General features: G+C 63.4%; 6 protein-coding genes (1 of these 6 cut by a window edge). 4 read left to right on the forward strand and 2 right to left on the reverse strand.

The features are described 5' to 3' along the window. A protein-coding gene (locus BFP93_RS10160; protein ID WP_065892975.1) for a non-ribosomal peptide synthetase crosses the window boundary here: on the forward strand, positions 1 to 12,413 show its 3' portion. The gene continues 2,059 nt to the left of window position 1, outside the view; 12,413 of the gene's 14,472 nt are visible here — the last part of the coding sequence; its start codon lies off the left edge, out of view; it ends in the stop codon at positions 12,411 to 12,413. A gap of 157 nt (positions 12,414 to 12,570) precedes the next feature. Here BFP93_RS10160 and BFP93_RS28860 read toward each other — a convergent pair whose 3' ends face one another. Further along, on the reverse strand, positions 12,571 to 12,891 hold the full coding sequence (locus tag BFP93_RS28860) for a hypothetical protein (RefSeq protein ID WP_065892976.1): 321 nt from the start codon (positions 12,889 to 12,891) through the stop codon (positions 12,571 to 12,573). 2 nt (positions 12,892 to 12,893) lie between these two features. Between BFP93_RS28860 and macA the strand changes: the two genes are divergently transcribed. Next, positions 12,894 to 14,045: a macrolide transporter subunit MacA gene (gene macA, locus BFP93_RS10170; RefSeq protein ID WP_065885031.1), complete on the forward strand. Its 1,152-nt coding sequence runs from the start codon at positions 12,894 to 12,896 to the stop codon at positions 14,043 to 14,045. 3 nt (positions 14,046 to 14,048) lie between these two features. Beyond that, on the forward strand, positions 14,049 to 16,007 hold the full coding sequence (locus BFP93_RS10175; protein ID WP_065892977.1) for a MacB family efflux pump subunit: 1,959 nt from the start codon (positions 14,049 to 14,051) through the stop codon (positions 16,005 to 16,007). A gap of 355 nt (positions 16,008 to 16,362) precedes the next feature. On the opposite strand, the gene BFP93_RS10180 is transcribed toward BFP93_RS10175, so the two are convergent. After that, a complete protein-coding gene (locus tag BFP93_RS10180; protein WP_122463985.1) occupies positions 16,363 to 17,034 on the reverse strand; it encodes a LuxR C-terminal-related transcriptional regulator in 672 nt (223 codons plus the stop codon). A 343-nt stretch (positions 17,035 to 17,377) separates the two neighbouring features. On the opposite strand from BFP93_RS10180, the gene BFP93_RS10185 reads away from it, so the two are divergent. Continuing rightward, positions 17,378 to 18,799, forward strand: a complete 1,422-nt coding sequence (locus BFP93_RS10185; protein WP_083205645.1) for a M10 family metallopeptidase C-terminal domain-containing protein — start codon at positions 17,378 to 17,380, stop codon at positions 18,797 to 18,799. The last annotated feature ends 4 nt before the right edge of the window (positions 18,800 to 18,803 follow it).

Raw genomic sequence — 18,803 nt, forward strand, 5'->3', positions numbered from 1 at the left:
CCTGGCACCACCACGCGGCGAGCAATCCCGAGGTGGCCATGACGGCGTCGAACCTGGCCTATGTGATCTACACCTCCGGCTCCACCGGCCTGCCCAAAGGGGTGATGGTGGAGCATCACACCGTGGCCAACCTGGTGGACTGGCATTGCAGCGCCTTCGACCTGCGCGCCGGGCGGCATACCGCCAGCGTGGCCGGTTTCGGCTTTGATGCGATGGCCTGGGAAGTGTGGCCGGCGCTGTGCGCGGGCGCCACCCTGCACCTGCCTCCGGCCCACGACGGCGCTGAAGATATCGACGCGCTGCTCGCCTGGTGGTGCGCGCAACCGCTGGACGTGTGCTTCCTGCCGACACCGGTGGCCGAGTACGCCTTCAGCCAGAACATCGAGCACCCGACCCTGCGCACGCTGCTGATCGGCGGCGATCGCCTGCGCCATTTCGGGCGGGCGCAGCGCTTCGAGCTGATCAACAACTATGGCCCCACCGAAGCCACGGTGGTCGCCACCGCCGGCAAGATCGAGGCGGGCCAGCCGTTGCATATCGGCAAGCCCATCGCCAATGCCAGGGTCTACCTGCTGGACGAACAGCTACGCCCGGTGCCGTTGGGCGTGGCGGGTGAACTGTACGTGGGCGGTAAGGGCGTGGCGCGCGGCTACCTCAATCGCCCGGAGCTGACCGCTGAGCGCTTCCTGCGCGACCCGTTCAGCAGCGGGCGCATGTACCGCACCGGCGACCTGGCGCGCTGGCTGCCCGACGGTAACCTGGAGTATTTGGGGCGCAACGATGACCAGGTGAAAATCCGTGGCATGCGCATCGAACTGGGCGAAATCGAAACCCGGCTCAACCAACTGCCGGGCATCCTGGAGGCGGTGGTGCTGGTGCGTGAAGAGCGGCTGGTGGCGTATTTCACCGAAAGCCCGCAACTGGATGCGCTGGCCGTCGCTGATATCCGCGCGCACCTGGTGGCCCATCTGCCGGACTACATGGTGCCGGTGGCGTTCATGAAGCTCGACACGCTGCCCCTGACCGCCAACGGCAAGCTCGACCGCCAGGCACTGCCGGCGCCGGATATGGCTGCGGTGTTCAGCCGTGAATACGAGGCGCCGCTGGGCGAGATCGAAAGCGTATTGGCGCAGATCTGGGCCGACGTGTTGCAAGTGGAGCGGGTTGGGCGGCGCGATCACTTCTTCGAGCTGGGCGGGCATTCGCTGCTGGCCATGCGCATGGTGTCCCAAGTGCGCCAGCGCCTGGGAGTGGAGCTGGTGCTGGGCGACTTGTTCGCCAACGCCGAACTGGCGGCGGTTGCTCACGTGCTGGCCCAGGCGGGTCGCAGCACCTTGCCGGATATTCTGCCGGCCAATCGTGGCGAGGATGTGCCGCTGTCGTTCGCCCAGCAGCGCCTGTGGTTTCTGGCCAACATGGACGGCGGCAACAGTGCCTACAACATCCCCATAGGCCTGGCCCTGCGTGGGCAATTGCATGTGCAGGCGCTGCAAGAGGCGTTGGCCTGCATCGTCAGGCGCCATCACACCCTGCGCAGCCGTTTTGTCCAGGTGGGCGATGACACCCAGGTGCTGACCGTGCCCGCCGACGATGCCATGCCGCTGCAGTCGCTGGACCTGCGCGGTCATCCCGAGCCGCAACAGGCCCTTGAAGCGCTGATCCGCCACGAGGCCTCGGCTACATTTGACCTGGAGCGCGGCCCGCTGCTGCGTGGGCACCTGGTGATGATGGCCGACGATCATCATGTGCTGCTGCTGACCTTGCACCACATTGTCTCCGACGGCTGGTCCATGGGCGTGCTGACCCGCGAACTGATGGCGCTGTACCAGGCGTTCATCCACGGCCAGCCCGACCCGCTGCCGCCGTTGACCATCCAGTACGGTGATTTCGCCATTTGGCAACGTTTGTGGCTCAGCGGTGAAGTGCTGCACCGCCAGAGCGATTACTGGCAGCACGTGCTGGCGGATGCGCCGGCCTTGCTCACGCTGCCCACTGATCGTCCACGTCCGGCGCAGCAAGACTATGCCGGCAGCAGCGTCGAAGTGCATGTGGACGAGCGCCTGACAGCCGCGCTGAAAGCGTTGAGTCAACGCCATGGCGTCACGCTTTACATGACCCTGTTGAGCGCCTGGGCAGCGCTGCTGGCACGGTTGTCCGGCCAGCATGACCTGGTGATTGGCTCGCCGGTGGCAAACCGGACGCGCAGTGAAGTGGAAGGGCTGATCGGCCTGTTCGTCAATACCCTGGCCCTGCGCATCGATACCTCGGGTGAACCGAGCACCGAAGTGCTGCTGGCGCGGGTCAAGGCGGTGTCGCTGGCGGCCCAGTCCCATCAGGATCTGCCGTTCGAACAGGTGGTGGAGATTACCCAGCCGGTGCGCAGCCTGGCCCACACGCCGCTGTTTCAGACACTGCTGGCCTGGCAGGACGCCAGCGCGCCCACCCTGACGTTGGGCGATCTGGTGATTGAAGGCGTTGCTCAAGAGAGCCTGTTTGCCAAGTTTGAGCTGACCCTGGACCTGGGTGAAGACCAAGGCAGGATCCGTGGTGCGCTGCAATACGCTGTCGCGCTGTTCGATGAGGCGACGGTGCAGCGCTACGTCGGCTATTTCACCCGCCTGTTGCAGGCCATGGTCGCCGACGACCGTGCGGTGCTGGCCCATGTGCCGCTGATGGAGGAACCTGAGTGCCAGCGGGTGCTGGTGGACTTCAATGCGACATCGATGCCCAACAACGTCGAGCAGACCGTGCACGGGCTCGTCGCCGCTCAGGCCGAGCGCACGCCCAATGCCATTGCGGCCAAGGCCGGCGAGCACCACCTGACCTATGCCGAACTCGACAGGCACGCCAGCCATCTGGCAAATCACCTGCGCGGCCTGGGCATCAAGCCCGACGACCGCGTGGCCATCGTCGCCCGTCGCGGCCTCGACACCCTGGTCGGTTTGCTGGGGATCCTCAAGTCCGGCGCGTGTTATGTACCGGTCGATCCAGCGCATCCCGCCGAGCGCCTGGCCTATCTGCTCTGCGACTGCGCCCCCGTGGCAGTGCTGAGCCAGCGCGCGCTGCTGCCAAGGTTGCCGGCCCTCGACGTGCCGGTAATCGAGCTGGATGGCGATGGCTGGCGTACCCCCACGCCACACCATCCCGAAGTCGCTGCCGGCCCGTCCAATCTGGCCTATGTGATTTACACCTCCGGCTCCACCGGCTTGCCCAAAGGTGTGATGGTGGAGCACCACAGTGTGGTGAACCTGGTGGACTGGCACTGTCGTGCTTTTGATCTGCATGCCGGCGACCATACGGCCAGTGTCGCCGGCTTCGGGTTCGATGCGATGGCCTGGGAGGTCTGGCCGGCGCTGTGTGTCGGCGCGACCCTGCACGTGCCGCCGGCCCATGACGGCGTCGAGGATGTCGACGCGCTGCTCGCCTGGTGGTGCGCGCAACCGCTGGACGTGTGCTTCCTGCCGACGCCGGTCGCCGAGTACGCCTTCAGCCAGCAGATCGAGCATCCGACGCTGCGCACCTTGCTGATCGGTGGCGACCGCTTGCGCCAGTTCACGCGCCCGCTGCGTTACGCATTGGTCAATAACTACGGGCCCACCGAAGCCACAGTGGTCGCCACCTCCGGCCAGATAGAGGTCGGCCAGCCGCTGCATATCGGCAAGCCTGTCGCCAATGCCACGGTCTACCTGCTCGACGAACAGCAGCGTCCGGTACCGCTGGGTGTAGCCGGGGAATTGTATGTCGGCGGCCAAGGCGTGGCGCGCGGTTACCTGAACCGCTCGGAACTGACCGCCGAACGCTTCCTGCATGACCCGTTCAATGCGGGGCGCATGTACCGCACCGGTGACTTGGCGCGTTGGTTGCCCGACGGCACCCTGGAGTACCTGGGCCGCAACGACGATCAGGTGAAAATCCGTGGTGTGCGCATCGAACTGGGCGAAATCGAAACCCAACTCAACCAGTTGCCGGGTATCCAGGATGTTGTGGTGCTGGTCTGTGACGAGCGGCTGGTGGCGTATTTCACCGCGCACCCGTCGGTGGGCTCCTTGGCTGGCGCTGATATCCGTGCGCACCTGGTCGCGCGTCTGCCGGGCTACATGGTCCCGGCCGCGTACATGCGGCTCGATGCGCTCCCGCTGACGGCCAACGGCAAGCTCGATCGCAAGGCCCTGCCAAAGCCGGATCTGTCGGCCCTGTTTATCCGTGAGTACATTGCGCCCGAGGGCGAGCTTGAAAGCGTGCTCGCGCAGATTTGGGCCGATGTGTTGCAGGTGGCGCAAGTAGGCCGGCGCGACAACTTTTTCGAGCTGGGCGGTCACTCGCTGCTGGCCATGCGCATGGTGTCCCAGGTGCGTCAGCGCCTGGGCATAGAGCTGCTGCTGAGCGATTTTTTCGCCAATACCGAACTCAGCGCCGTCGCCGCCGTGCTGACCCATTCCGGTCGCAGCACCTTGCCGGATATCCTGCCGGCCAATCGCGAAGAACACGCTCCGTTGTCGTTCGCCCAGCAACGCCTGTGGTTCCTGGCGCTGATGGAAGGCGCCAATACCGCCTATAACATTCCCATCGGCTTGCGACTGCGCGGGCAGTTGCACGTGCAGGCGCTGCAACGCGCCTTGGCACGTATTGTTGCGCGACATGAAACCCTGCGCAGCCGCTTTGCCCAGCACGGCGACGACGCCCGGGTGCTGATTGCACCGCCTGAAGAGGTGTTGCCGCTGCAACTGCAGAACCTGCGGCATCACTCGCATCCTCAGCAGGCTTTGGATGCATTGATCCACGGCGAAGCCTCGGCACCGTTCGACCTGGAACAAGGTCCGCTGATACGTGGACGCCTGGTGGCAATGGCCGACGATCACCATGTGCTGCTGCTGACCCTGCACCACATCGTCTCTGATGGCTGGTCCATGGGCGTGCTCACCCGGGAACTGATGGCGCTGTACCAGGCCTTCAGCCATGGCCTGCCCGACCCGTTGCCGCCACTGCCGATCCAGTACGTCGATTTTGCCGTGTGGCAACGGCGCTGGCTGAGTGGCGAAGTCCTCAACCACCAAAGCGCCTACTGGCAGCAAACCCTGGCTGGCGCGCCACCATTGCTTTCCCTGCCTACCGATCGGCCCCGCCCGGCGCAGCAGAGCTATGCCGGCGATACGGTCCAGGTGCGCCTGGATGAGCGTCTGACCGCCGGGCTCAAGGCGTTGAGCCAGAGGCACGGGGTGACGCTGTACATGACAGTGATGAGCGCCTGGGCGTCACTGCTTGCACGGTTGTCCGGTCAGCACGACCTGGTGATCGGCTCGCCCGTAGCCAACCGGGCCCGCAGTGAAGTGGAAGGGCTGATTGGCTTGTTCGTCAACACGCTTGCCGTGCGCATCGACACCTGCGGCGAGCTGAGCACCGAGGCGCTGTTGGCGCGGGTCAAGGCGGTGACGCTGGCGGCTCAGTCTCACCAGGACCTGCCGTTCGAAAAAGTCGTGGAGATCCTCCGGCCGCTGCGCAGCCTGGCACATAGCCCGATCTTCCAGGTGCTGCTGACCTGGCAGGACAGCAGTGCACCGGCGCTGGCCCTCGGCGACCTGACGCTGGAGGCGATCGTCGAGAACAGCCACTTTGCCAAGTTCGATCTGGCGCTGAGCCTGGGCGAAGTCGACGGCTGCATTCTGGGCACGTTGGAATACGCGGTGGCCTTGTTCGATGAGGCGACGGTGCAGCGTTACGTCGGCTACCTGATTGGTCTGTTACAGGCGATGGTCGAAGACGACCAGGCGGTGCTGGAGCATACGCCGTTGCTGGGGGCGCGCGAGCGTCAGCAGGTGCTGTTTGATTTCAACGCTACGGCAGTCGACTACAACCTCGACCAGACCCTGCATGGCCTGTTCGAAGCGCAGGTTGAACGCACGCCGGATGCGATTGCGCTCAAGGCCGGCACGCAGCAATTGACCTATGCCGAACTCAATAGCCGCGCCAACCAATTGGCCCATCATCTGCTGGCGCTCGGTGTGCAGCCGGATGCCCGCGTAGCCATCTGCGCAGAGCGTGGCCTGGACATGGTTATCGCCCTGTATGCGGTGCTCAAGGCCGGCGCGGCCTATGTGCCGCTGGATCCGGCGTATCCCCAGGAGCGGATCGCCTACATGCTGCAAGACAGTGCACCGCAGGTGGTGCTTGCCCAGGTCGCTACGCGTGGTTTGTTGGGCGAGGTGGCGGTGCTTGAATTGGACCAGCCGTGCTGGCAGCACCAGCCGGACGACAACCCTGCGGTACGCGGTGCAAGCGCTTACGTGATCTACACCTCAGGCTCCACCGGGCAGCCCAAGGGGGTGATCAACGATCACGGTGGGGTGGTCAACCGCCTGCTGTGGATGCAGGACGAATACGGACTGACCTGCGACGACGCAGTCCTGCAGAAAACCCCGTTCAGCTTCGACGTATCGGTGTGGGAATTCTTCTGGCCGTTGTCCATCGGTGCTAGGCTGGTGATGGCGCGTCCGGGCGGTCACAAGGACCCCGCTTACCTGTGCGAGGTCATCGAAGGTGAAGCGATCACGACGTTGCACTTTGTGCCGTCAATGCTCGATGTCTTCCTTGCCTATGGCGATGTCAGCCAGGTAGCGGGCCTGCAACGCGTGATGTGCAGTGGTGAAGCGCTGCCAGGCAGCCTGGTGCGGCGCTTCAAGCAGCAACTGCCGGGGGTCAACCTGTATAACCTGTACGGTCCGACTGAAGCGGCGGTGGACGTGACGGCGTGGTCCTGCCTGCCTTGCGACGTGCCGGAAAACACGCCCATCGGCAAACCGATCGCCAATACGCGCATGTACGTGCTGGACACGCAGATGCAGCCGGTGCCCCTGGGTGTGGTGGGCGAGCTGTTCATTGGCGGCGTGCAAGTGGCGCGGGGCTATTTGAACCGTCCTGAACTGACGGCCGAGCGCTTCCTTGATGACCCGTTTACCCAGGGACGCTTGTACCGTACCGGTGACCTCGGCCGTTATCTGCCCGACGGCACACTCCAATACCTGGGGCGCAATGACGACCAGGTGAAAATCCATGGCTTGCGGATAGAACTGGGGGAAATCCAGGCGCGACTGACCGAGCATCCCGCGGTCAACGAAGCGGTGGTGGTGGCCCGTGAGCAACGCCTGATCGCTTACTACACCGCCGACGCGTGCGACATCGATGAGCTGCGCAGTCACTTGGCGCAACAGCTTCCGGCGTTCATGGTGCCCGCTGTGTTTGTGCGCCTGGACGCGTTGCCGCTGAGCCCCAACGGCAAGCTCGATCGCAAGGCACTGCCGGCGCCGGACGTGGAGTCGGTGAGCGTGCGCGACTACGAAGCGCCCCAGGGCGATACCGAAATCGCCTTGGCCAGCGTGTGGGCCGAGTTGCTGGGGGTGGAGCGTATAGGGCGGCAGGATAACTTCTTCGAGCTGGGCGGGCATTCATTGATGGCCGTGAGTCTGATGGGGCGCCTGCGCCAGCTCGGATTGTCGGCGGACATGAACGTGCTGTTCAGCCAGCCGACGTTGACGGCCCTGGCGGCAACCCTGGGTGGCAGCCGGGAAGTGGCCGTACCCGCCAATGGCATCGCCGCCGATTGCGACGCCATCACACCGTCCATGCTGACGCTGGCGCGCCTGGATCAGCCGGCCATCGACCGTGTTGTCGCCGCCATCCCCGGCGGGGCCGCGAATGTGCAGGATATCTACCCGCTGGCTCCGTTGCAGCAGGGAATTCTCTACCATCACCGCGCGGTGCAGGAGGACGACGTGTATGTGCTGCAGGCGCAATTTGCCTTCGACAGCACGGCACGCTTGCACGCATTTGCCGAGGCATTGCAGGCGGTGATCCGGCGTCATGACATCCTGCGTTCCTCGTTCCATTGGGACGGCTTGCAAGAGCCGATGCAAGTAGTGTGGCGTGAGGCGTCCCTGCACGTTGAGAAAGGGCCGTTGCCGCAGCGCCTGGACCTGGCTCAGGCACCGGTGATGCGCCTGGTCTACACCGAGGAACCGCAGCGCGTGGTGGCCACCTTGCTGTTTCACCACTTGGTGATGGACCACGTGACCCTGGGCATCCTCAAGCATGACATGCAGGCCTTCCTGGGCGGCAAAGGCGATACGCTGAGCGCACCGGTGCCTTATCGCAATTACGTTGCCCAGACCCGCCTGGGCATCACCGACGAAGAGCATGAGGCGTTCTTTCGCGACATGCTCGCCCAAGTCGATGAGCCGACCTGCCTGTGCGAGCTGGGCCCGGTTGAGCAGGTGCAAAGCCTGCTCGATCATGCGCTGAGCCAGCGCCTGCGTACCCAGGCGCGTCGGGCCGGCGTGAGCGCCGCCAGCGTCATGCACCTGGCCTGGGCCCTGGTCATGGGCAAGGTGGCCGTGCGCGAGTCGGTCGTATTCGGCACCGTGATGCTGGGCCGCCTGCAGGGCGGGGAGGGGGCCGAACGGGCCATGGGTGTCTTTATCAATACATTGCCGCTGCGCGTCGACCTGGGTGAACACTCGGTGCGGGGTGCGCTGCGCGACACCCATGCGCGCCTGGCGCAGTTGCTCCAGCACGAACACGCGCCCCTGGCGCTGGCGCAGCGTTGCAGCAGCGTGCCTGCAGGCACGTCGTTGTTCAACGTACTGTTCAACTATCGTCACAGTGCCGAGGTACACGGCACGCCAAATGACGATGCCGCAAAGGCATGGCAGGGCATCTATTTGATCGAGGGCGAGGAGCGCTCCAGCTACGGCCTGTCGATGAGTGTGGACGACCTGGGCGAGAGTTTCAGTCTGAGCGCAGCGGGTCAGGGCGCGCGGCGTCTTTGCGGTTACCTGGCCACGGCGCTTGAGCAGATGGTGACGGCGTTGGAGGACACTGTCGACAGCGCCATCAGCGCTGTGTCGATTCTGCCGGCCGACGAGCGCCGACAATTGCTTGAGGACTTCAACGCCACCGCCCGCCAATTCCCCCGCGCACACACGGTGCAACGCTTGTTCGAGGCCCAGGCCGGGGCCCGTCCCGGTGCGCTGGCGGTGGTGCATGGCGAGCAGCGCGTGAGCTACGTTGACCTCAACCTTCGCGCCAACCGCTTGGCCCATCACCTGCTCGGCCTTGGCGTGCACACCGGGGACAGCGTAGCGATCCTGCTGCCACGCGGCGTGGACTTGATAGTCGGCCAGTTGGCCGTGTTGAAATGCGCCGCCGCCTACGTGCCGCTGGATATCAATGCACCCGCCGAGCGCCAGGGTTTCATGCTGCAGGACAGCGGCGCGGTGCGGCTGCTGACCCGCAGTGATATAGCCGTTGACTACCCGGCTCAACGCCTGGACCTCGATACCCTGACCCTGGATGCGCAACCTGACCACAACCCCGACCTGTCGCAATCGTCGGACAGCGTGGCCTACGTCATGTACACCTCCGGCTCCACCGGCACGCCGAAGGGCGTAGTGGTGCCTCATCGTGGCATCACCCGGCTGGTCATCAACAACGGCTATGCGGATTTCAACGCGGGTGATCGTGTGGCATTCGCCTCCAACCCGGCCTTTGACGCCAGCACGATGGATGTGTGGGGGCCGCTGCTCAACGGCGGGCAGGTGCAGGTCATCGATCATTCCATATTGCTCGATCCGGTGGCGTTTGGCGCTGCGTTGGAGGGGGCGACGATACTGTTCGTCACCACGGCGCTGTTCAATCAGTACGTGCAACTGATACCCGATGCGCTGGCGGGGTTGCGCATCCTCCTGTGCGGCGGCGAGCGCGCTGATCCGGCAGCGTTCCGCAGCTTGTTGGCGCGCGCACCGGCACTGCGTCTGGTGCATTGCTACGGGCCGACGGAAACCACCACTTACGCGACCACCCATGAGGTGCGCGCACTCGCCGACCACACGGACAGCGTGCCGATCGGTCGACCGATTTCCAATACTCAGGTCTATGTCCTGGATGCGCAGTTGCAGCCGGTGCCGTTGGGCGTGACCGGTGAAATCTGTATCGGTGGCGACGGCGTGGCCCTGGGGTATTTGAATCGTGCGCAATTGAGCGCCGAACAGTTTGTGCACGACCCCTTCAAGCCCGAGGCCCTGATGTACCGCACCGGCGACCTGGGTCGCTGGAACGCGGACGGCTTGCTGGAGTGCGTGGGGCGCAACGACGACCAAGTGAAAATTCGCGGTTTTCGTATCGAACTGGGCGAGATTGAAGCACGCCTGGCGACCCACGCCGCCATTCAGGAGGCGGTGGTGCTGGCCCGTGAAGACGCACCGGGCGACAAACGCCTGGCGGCCTATTTCACCTGGGCGGCAGAGCCTGTTGGCATCGATAGCCTGCGTGCCCATCTGCAGGAACAACTCCCGGACTACATGGTGCCGTCAGCCTATATGCCACTGGAGCGGTTACCCCTGACGGCCAATGGCAAGATCGACCGCAAGGCCTTGCCGGTCCCCGCGCTGCAAGCGCCGGCTGACCGCGTGTTCGAACCGCCTCGCGATGCTTTGGAGCACAGGCTGGGTCAGCTATGGGCCGACGTACTCAAGCTTGAGCAGGTCGGCCGCGATGACAGTTTCTTCGAACTGGGCGGTCATTCCTTGCTTGCCATTCGCCTGGTCGGCCTGATGGAGGAGGCGGGTCTGCAGGTGAGCCTGGCCGAGCTTTTTGAGCATGTCAGCGTGGCGAACGTGGCCTCGATGTTGCGCGAGCGTGACGAGCAGGCAACGCGCTGCACCACGGTGGTAACCGTGCGCAGCAGCGGTGCCCAGCCGGCCTTGTTCCTGGTGCACGAGTTCAGCGGCATGGACGTGTATTTCCCGGCGCTGGGTCAGCACCTGCCGGGTGACTACCCGATTTATGGTCTGCCGGGCCTGGCGCTGGGCGAGGCTCACCTGAACACCATGGAGGGCTTGGCGGCGCGCATGGTCGGCCTGATTCGCGAGATCCAGCCGCACGGGCCCTACCGTGTGGCGGGATGGTCGTTCGGCGGGGTGCTGGCCTATGAAGTGGCCATGCAACTGTTGGGGCTGGACGAAAGCGTCGCGTTCCTTGGCTTGATCGACACCTTCGTGCCGCGCATGACCGATCAGGGCAAGGCACGCTGGGAAGGGCCGCAGGCGCTCAAGCGGCATCTGCTGCTGCAGTGCACGGCCCATTGGACCGTACAAGGAGGCACGCATGAAGTGGCGAGATTGGCGCAACTGGAAGCAGACACTCAACAGCTGGACCTTGCGGGCCTGCTGCAATGTTGTCGCGATGAAGGTTTGTTATACCCGCAAATGGCGGCGGCCGCGGACGCCGACTTGATCAGTTTCATCGAGCGCGAAGTCGGGCATGGGCATGCGCTGGCGCATTACAGCCTGTTCCCGCTGCCGATTCCGGTGCATCTGTTCAGCGCCCAGGAACGGCCGACCGAACTGTCGCGGCGCAGTGAGTCGTTGGGCTGGGAGGACGCGCTGGCATCCGGTCAACTGCGCCAGATTGAAGTGCCCGGCAATCACCAGAGCATGATGCAGGCTCCGCATATCCGCAGCCTGGGCGCGGCGATGGCCCAAGCGTTGGCTGAGTCTTTACCGGTGATGGAGGCGACGCATCAGCCCTTGCTGCGTATCCAGGGCGGCAAGGCCGGGCATGCACCGCTGTTCTGCGTGCCCGGTGCGGGCGACAGCGTGACCGGCTTCGTCGGCTTGAGCGAGGCGCTGGGGCGGGACTGGCCGTTGTATGGCCTGCAGCCGCGCGGGCTGGACGGTGAAGCGGTGCCCCACAGCCAGGTGGAAGCGGCGGCGCAGTGTTACCTCGCGGCGCTGATTCATGAGTGCCCGGCGGGGCCGGTGCATCTGGTCGGGCATTCGTTTGGCGGCTGGGTCGCGCTGGAAATGGCGCTGCGCTTGCAGGCGATGGGCCGCGAGGTGGCGTCGTTGACGGTGATCGACAGTGAGTCGCCGGGGGGTAATGGTGTGGTGGGGCGGCCGTATACGTCGACGGCGGCGTTGTTGCGGTTGATCGAGGCGATGCAGTTGGCGGCCGGGAGATCCCTGGGGATCGATCCGCTGGATTTTGCCGCGAGTGATGAGGTGGCGCAGCGCCAGGCGTTGCATGCGGGGATGGTTGGGGTTGGGTTGTTGCCGGCGCGGTCTGCCGGGGATGCGATGGTTGGCCCGGCGCGGACTTATGCGGCGGCTTTGCGTACGGTGTATCGGCCGCAGGCGCGGTATGACGGGGTGGTGCGTTTGGTGCTGGCGCGTGACCCGGCGCTGGATGCGGCGGGTAATCAGCGTGAGCAGGGGTTGATGATTGAGGGGTGGCGGGGGCAGGGGCGTGGGTTGCAGGTTTGGTATGGCGGGGGGAATCATTTCACTTTGCTTAAGGCGCCGAATGTGTCGGCGTTGGCCAGGTGGTGGGTTGAGGGGGTTGTGGTTGGGGAGGTGGTGTCTTGATGGCCGCCCAATGTGGGAAGGGGTTTGGTCCTGATACACCTCGGGCCAAATGTGGGAGGGGGCTTGCCCCCGATGGCGGCCTCTGGGCCGACCAGGATGTTGGACTAGACCGAGTACATATCCGTTTCTGCGGACACGGCTGCTATGGGTTCCGCTCTTACAGCGGCTCACTTTTGAAAAGCGCAAAAGTAAGCAAAACGCTCTTGCCCCACCACTCGGCACCTCGCTCATGCTCGGTGTGCCCGAACGAAGGCTTGAATCCGTGGGCCGCCGCAATGGGCCATCCATGGCCCAGTGCGGCTAACCCGGCGTCCTGCCGGGTTACCCACGGATTCAAGCCTGCGTTCGGCCAGCGTGGTTTGACGGGGCGCCTGAGATCAAGATCAAAAGCCAGATCAAGATCAGGAGCGACTCGCTGCGCATCGTGGTTAGGGTTTGGATTTCCTTGCTCAATCAAAAAGCTCAACTTTATGGTCATTTATGCAGACGTCTAAGTTACGCAAAATCGGGATATTCGCCGTGCTGGCGGTTGCCATCGGCTTGATCATTTACACCGTCAAGGCGCCTGCCGATGCGCCTCAATACCTCACGGCCACTGTCGAGCGCGGTGATATTGAAAACGCCGTTCTCGCCACCGGCTTGTTGGAGGGCGTCAAGCAGGTCGATGTGGGTGCGCAGGTTTCCGGTCAGTTGAAGTCGCTCAAGGTCAAGGTCGGTGACAAGGTCAAGAAAGGCCAGTGGCTGGCTGAAATCGATCCGCTGATCCTGCAGAACACGCTGCGCAAGGCCCAGGTCGATGAGGAGAATCTGCAGGCTCAACGCCGCGCCACGGCGGCGCAGGTCAAGCAGGCCAGGTCGGTGTATGAGCGCTATAAGGGCTTGCAGGCCGATGAGTCGGTGTCGCGCCAGGATTTCGAGGACGCCGAGTCGACCTTTCAGGTGCAGCAGGCCAATCTGTTGTCTCTGGATGCGCAGATCAAGAGCGCGCACATTCAGATCGACACGGCCAAGGTCAACCTGGCTTATACCCGTATCAATGCGCCGATTGACGGCGATGTGGTGGGTATCGTTACCCAGGAAGGCCAGACGGTCATCGCCAACCAGCTGGCGCCGGTGCTGCTCAAGCTGGCCGACCTGGACACGATGACGGTCAAGGCCCAGGTGTCGGAAGCGGATGTGATTCACATCAGCCCCGGCCAGCAGGTGTATTTCACTATTCTCGGTGAGGCCGACAAGCGCTACTACGCCAAGCTGCGTGGCACTGAACCGGCGCCGCAGAATTTCCTCGAAACCCAGACCGCCGGTGCGCCCAAGCAGAATACGGCGGTGTTTTATAACGCGCTGTTCGATGTGCCCAACCCCGACCACCGCTTGCGCATCGCCATGACCGCCCAGGTGCGTATCGTGCTCGACACCGCCGAGGCTGCGCTGATGATGCCGGTGGCGGCGCTGGGCGCGCGCAATGCCGAGGGCGGCTATGCAGTGCGGGTGCTCGACGCCAAGGGCAGGGCGCAGGTGCGTGAGGTGAAGACCGGTATCAACAACAACGTCAAGGTGCAGATCCTCGACGGCCTGGTCGAGGGCGACAAGGTGGTGATTGGCGACGCCTCGCCTGCCGTGGCGGGGAATTGAGCCATGACTCAACCTCTGCTGGAGCTCAAGGGCATCACCCGCAGTTTCATGGCCGGCGAGCGCGAATTCATCGCGCTCAAGGGCATCGACCTGACCATTCACGCCGGGGAAATGCTGGCGATCATCGGCGCCTCGGGTTCGGGTAAATCGACATTGATGAACATCCTCGGCGGCCTGGATTACGCCACCGCCGGCAGCTACAAAATCAACGGCATCGAAACCCGTTCCCTGGGCGATGAGCAACTGGCGGAACTGCGCCGCGATTACTTCGGGTTTATCTTCCAGCGCTACCACCTGCTGGCGCACTTGAGTGCCTTGCACAACGTGGAAATGCCGGCGATCTATGCCGGCATCCCGGAAGGCCAGCGCCACAGCCGCGCGCGGGAGTTGCTCGCGCGCCTGGGCCTGTCGGGGCATATCACCCATCGGCCGAGCCAGTTGTCCGGTGGGCAGCAGCAGCGCGTGAGTATCGCCCGGGCCTTGATGAATGGCGGCGAGGTGATCCTGGCCGACGAACCCACCGGGGCCCTCGACACCCACAGCGGCAAGGAGGTGATGCGCATCCTCGCCGAGCTGCACGCGGCCGGGCACACGGTGATCATCGTCACCCACGACCCCAAGGTGGCGGCCAATGCCCAGCGTATCGTCGAGGTGTGCGACGGCGAGATCGTCAGCGACAAGGCCAACGACAGTGCCGGCCTGGAGCTGCCCGAAGAAGCGCCGCTCGAGCCCCGGCGCAGCGGCGCGCGGCGCCTGGTGGCGAGCCTGGGGTTGTTCAAGGAAGCGTTCAACATGGCCTGGGTCGCGCTGATTTCCCATCGCATGCGCACCTTGCTGACCATGCTCGGTATCGTCATCGGCATCACCTCGGTGGTGTCGATCTCGGCCATCGGCGAGGGCGCCAAACGTTATGTGCTCAAGGACATCCAGGCCATCGGCAGCAACACCATCGATATCTTTTCCGGCACCAGTTTCGGTGACAGCCGCGCCTCGGCCATCGAGACCCTGATGCCGTCAGATGTGGACGCGTTGAACCAGCTGTATTACGTCGACAGCGCCACCCCGGTGGTGGGGCGCAACCTGTTGCTGCGCTTTGGCAATATCGACGTGGACGCGCAGGTCAACGGCGTCAGCGACCGCTACTTCAAGGTCAAGGGCGTGAAGCTCGAAGCCGGTATCGCCTTCAGCGAAAGTGATGCACGGCGTCAGGCGCAGGTGGTGGTGATCGACCACAACACCCGGCATCGCCTGTTCGGGCCGACCGTTGACCCCCTGGGTCAGGTGATCCTGGTGGGCAACCTGCCGTGCACGGTGATCGGGGTGACGGCGGACAACAAGAACCTGTTCGCCGCCAGCAAGGTGCTGAACGTGTGGGTGCCGTATGAGACGGCGGCGGGGCGCCTGTTGGGGCAGCGCCACCTGGACAGCATCACCGTGCGCATCAAGGACGGCCAGCCGAGCAAGGTGGTGGAAGACAACGTCAATAAGCTCATGCTGCAACGCCACGGCACCAAGGATTTCTTCACCAACAACCTCGACAGCATCATGCAGACGGTGCAGAAAACCAGCCGTTCGCTGGCGCTGCTGTTGTCATTGATCGCGGTGATTTCGTTGTTGGTGGGTGGTATCGGCGTGATGAATATCATGCTGGTGTCGGTCACCGAACGCACCCGCGAGATTGGCATTCGCATGGCCGTAGGGGCGCGGCAATCGGATATTCGCCAGCAGTTTCTGGTGGAGGCGGTGATGGTGTGTCTGATCGGCGGGATTATCGGTATCTCGCTGTCCTATGCCATCGGCTATTTGTTTTCGCTGTTCGTGAAGGAGTGGGAAATGGTGTTTTCCCTGGGCTCGATCATCACCGCGTTTGCCTGCTCGACGCTGATCGGCATCGTGTTCGGCTTCGTGCCGGCGCGCAACGCGGCGCGGCTGGACCCGATCGAGGCATTGGCTCGAGATTGATGGAGATCAAATGTGGGAGGGGGCTTGCCCCCGATGGCAGTGTGTCAGTCAATGCATAGTCAAGCTGACCCACCGCTATCGGGAGCAAGCCCCCTCCCACCTTTTGACCGATGTCGGCTTAGAGAATGGTGCTGTCTTCGGTGGAATACATCCACCGCAACAACGAATCTCGGCGCGCAATGCGGCGCGGCTGGACCCCATCGAGGCGCTGGCTCGGGACTGATCCGTTCAGGCCGCCGGAGATCAAATGTGGGAGGGGGCTTGCCCCCGATGGCAGTGTGTCAGTCCATGCATAAGCAAGCTGACACACCGCTATCGGGAGCAAGCCCCCTCCCACCTTTTGACCGATGTCGGCTTAGAGAATGGTGCTGTCTTCGGTGGCATACATCCACCGCAACAACGAATGCCGTCCGCTGATGCCCAGTTTGATCGCCGCGCGCTTGAGGTAGCTCTCGATGGTGTTGACCTTCAGCGCCAACTGTTCGGCCAACTCCGGCGCGGTGCGCCCGGCCAGCAGGCCTACGCATACTTCCAGTTCACGGTTGGACAGGGTCAACCCCGATTGCACCAGGCGCTCCTGAATGCGTCGCCGCAAGGTCTCGATGCCCTGGTTCTGTGGTTCCTGCGGCGTATTGCCTGGGGGGCATGGCTGGATCGCGCTGATGTGGTTTTCCACCATGGGCAGCAGCAGCGTGGAGAAATCCTCCAGCATGCTGCGCTCTTGCGCCGAGAAGGTTTCGGACTGGTGCGAGCGGTACACCGACAGCACATACCGCACATCGTCCTTACGGCGGGTGAGGTGCAGCTGGGCGGCCGGTTGCTCTTCGCCCAGCGCCACTGCCGAGTCGGTATAGACCGGGCTGATCCTGCGGCGAGTGTGGCCGGCGGCACTCACTCGCAGTTGCGTGATATGGGTGGCGTCCACTGCCAGTTGGGTGAGGATCAGGTCATGCAGCATACGTGGGAAGTGGCGACTGCCGGTGCTGGCGATGACCTTGCCTATATGTGGGAACAGGTGTGAGTTCATCAATTCGTCCATGAGTTTCGAGTGCAGGTATTCGGTCTTATAGCGACGGGGATTAAGAGACTAGCCAATGCGAATAACCTGCAGTGATAGTGCTGCCCGCCGAGACGTATGCTAGTACAGCCTGACCAAAGGGTGGGGATCCAATCATTAAAAAAAACAGATTAAAAGCGCATAACGACCTTTGCGCCTGATTTCGTGGCCGGCACAAGGATGTCGCCTACAGCTTCAGTGGTCGATGCCCAAGCCAGTTTCCGCAGGCGGCTATCCAGGAGGGCGAAGCAACGGGCAGCTTGTCGAGCTGAGGGCGCTCAAGATGGAACTCCAGCCAGATAGGAGTGTGCGTATGAATACGGTTGCCTCTCGTCCCAGTGATGCGTTGCGGCTCATCGAAGCCTTCCGGCACCGAGATGATCGCGGCGGTGACATCCGCCATAACGGTTTGCCCTCCAAGTCTGCCGAAGACGCGGCCTTGCACCTCTGGCGAAAGAGCCCGGGGTGGCTGGACAAGAACGGCGATGGCCGCCATGACGTGACCTACGAATTTCGTACCCCGCCCGTTGACAAGGACGCAAGGCAGTTCAACAAAACCGGTTTCACCCACGTTCTTGAAAACCAGCGCCAACAGACGCGGGCCAGCCTGCAGAGCATTGCCGATGTTGCCAACCTCAGGTTTACCGAAGGGCCGAGAGCCGCAGGCAGCGAAGGCCACATCACCCTCGCCAATTTCGGTCAGAGAATCGATGACAAGGGTCTGCCCTACAACGATACGAGCTATGCCGTGCTGCCTTCGCCAGGCGTTGCCAGCAGCGGTGATGTCTGGTTTGCCGTCAACAAAGGCGACCGGTCGGTGGTTGACGCCGCATTGGGAAATGCGGGCCGCCATACCATCGTCCACGAACTGGGGCATGCCTTGGGGCTCGACCACTCCGGCGACTACGACAGGATACTCAAACAAGAGCAGGTGGGTTATCACGAGGACTCGCAGAGTCACAGCGCCATGAGTTATCGGGGCGAGCGTACCGGCTATATGAATCATGCAGGCATGCGCTCTTCGGCGCCGCAGCTTGACGATATCAGTGCCTATCAACGCAAGTACGGCGCCAACCACGACACCCGTAAAGACAACACCACCTACGGCTTCAATGCCAATGCGGACCGAGACTTCCTGAGCGTCAACACCGCCAAGGATAAAATGGTAGCGGCCATTTGGGACGGTGGCGGCAATGACACCCTGGACTTCTCCGGTTACACGCAGGTCCAGCGCATCAGCCTGCGGGAGGGGACCTTTTCTGACGTCGGCGGCCTCAAGGGGAATGTTTCGATTGCCTATGGCGTGACGATCGAAAATGCCATCGGCGGCTCCGGCAACGATTTGATGGTGGGTAACGAGGTGGCCAACGAACTCAAAGGGGGAGAGGGCGATGATTGGTTATATGGAGCAGGGGGGGCCGACACGCTGTGGGGCGGCAAGGGCAGGGACCGGTTTGCCTATGGGCGCATCAGCGACTCGACCCAGGCCGCGCCCGACCGGATCATGGACTTTGTCAGCGGCGAAGACAGGGTCGATGTGTCGGGCGTCAGGGCCTCGCTGGGGGTTGCGCAACTGAGCTTCGTCGACGCATTTTCCGGCGCCATCGGTGAAGCCATCGTGACTTACAACCCCGTGCTGAAAATGAGTACCCTGGAAATCAGCGCTAAGCCGAGTGAGGCGAACTTCGTGCTTGTCGTAGAGGGCCATGTGCGGCGCAGTGATATCGTCAGTTAAGGCT

Origin of the sequence: Pseudomonas sp. 44 R 15 (assembly GCF_900004965.1) — a bacterium.
GTDB classification, from domain to species: domain Bacteria; phylum Pseudomonadota; class Gammaproteobacteria; order Pseudomonadales; family Pseudomonadaceae; genus Aquipseudomonas; species Aquipseudomonas orientalis_A.

Excerpts from the sequence above, each read along its gene's own strand:
- BFP93_RS28860 (WP_065892976.1), bottom strand. The coding sequence starts at position 12,891 with ATGACCATAAAGTTGAGCTTTTTGATTGAGCAAGGAAATCCAAACCCT.
- macA (WP_065885031.1), top strand. The coding sequence starts at position 12,894 with ATGCAGACGTCTAAGTTACGCAAAATCGGGATATTCGCCGTGCTGGCG.
- BFP93_RS10175 (WP_065892977.1), top strand. The coding sequence starts at position 14,049 with ATGACTCAACCTCTGCTGGAGCTCAAGGGCATCACCCGCAGTTTCATG.
- BFP93_RS10180 (WP_122463985.1), bottom strand. The coding sequence starts at position 17,034 with ATGAACTCACACCTGTTCCCACATATAGGCAAGGTCATCGCCAGCACC.
- BFP93_RS10185 (WP_083205645.1), top strand. The coding sequence starts at position 17,378 with ATGAATACGGTTGCCTCTCGTCCCAGTGATGCGTTGCGGCTCATCGAA.